Annotated in this window: 1 protein-coding gene; it reads left to right on the forward strand. The window is 70.4% G+C overall.

All coding sequences use genetic code 11. The features are described 5' to 3' along the window. A partial coding sequence (locus ACFXKA_RS43070) for a glycosyltransferase family 4 protein (RefSeq protein ID WP_379431924.1) occupies nt 1-1174 on the forward strand: 1174 nt, incomplete at both ends.

Below are 1174 nucleotides of genomic sequence, written 5' to 3' on the forward strand. Positions count from 1 at the left end.
GAGTACTTCCCGCGCAACGAGGCGCGCTACCGCGAGTACAGCAAGCTGACCGACGAGCGGGTCAGGGACCACTACGCGGACTCGGACGCCGACGTCGTCATCGGGACCAGACCCGGACTCGCCGCGTACGTCGCCCAGTTCGCCCCCGCGAGCGCCGTGCTCATCGGCCAGGAACACATGACGTACAACCACCACAAGCCCGCCCTGCGCAACGAGATGTACCAGCACATCGACGCGCTCGACGCCTATGTCACCGTCTCCGAGGGCGACGCCGCCGTCTACCGCGCGCAGATGCCGCTGCCCGCGACCCGGGTGCTCGCCATCTCCAACAGCGTGCCCGAGCCGTCGATCGAGCCGTCCACGGGCTCCGGCACCACGATCGTCGCCGCCGGGCGGCTGTCCTCCGAGAAGCAGTACAGCGTGCTCGTCGACGCCTTCGCCAAGGTCGTCGCCGAGCGCCCGGAGTGGGACCTGAGGATCTACGGCGGGGGACCGGAGAAGGAGAACCTGCGCAAGCAGATCGACAGGCTCGGCCTCTACAACAGCGTGCGGCTGATGGGCTCGGTCTCGCCCATCGAGCCGGAGTGGGCGAAGGGCGCCATCGCCGCGTCCACCTCGCGCCACGAGTCGTTCGGCATGACCCTCGTGGAGGCCATGCGCTGCGGGCTGCCCGTCGTCAGCAGCGACTGCGACTACGGCCCCCGGGAGATCCTCCAGCCCGGTGTGGACGGCCTGTTGGTGCCCGTCTCGGACCCCGACGCCGTCGCGAGTGCCCTGCTCACCCTCATCGACGACGAGCCGCTGCGCCGCCGGATGAGCGCGGCGGCCGTGAGGAACGCCTCACGGTTCGACCCCGGCCAGGTCGCCAAGAAGTACGAGGAACTCTTCGGCGAGCTGCGGACCGTCTCCGCCCAGCGCGCGGCCGTCGGCGACATCGCGCCGGTCGCCGACTGCGTGGTGGAGTCAGGCGGCGCGGTCGCCTTCTCCCTCGTCGCCCCGCAGGCCGCGGCGGTCGTCCACGAGGGCCTGAAGCTGGTCTGTGTGCGCTCCGACATCCGTACCCAGGAGCGTGTCTTCCCGATGTCCGGCAACGGCACGGTCACGATTCCGGCGGACGCCGCGTTCACCGAGGGTGTCTGGGAGTGCTTCGCCGAACTCCCGGAATCCGGACGGC

The sequence above is a fragment of the Nocardia sp. NPDC059228 genome, assembly GCF_042754245.1.
Taxonomy (GTDB): domain Bacteria; phylum Actinomycetota; class Actinomycetes; order Mycobacteriales; family Mycobacteriaceae; genus Nocardia.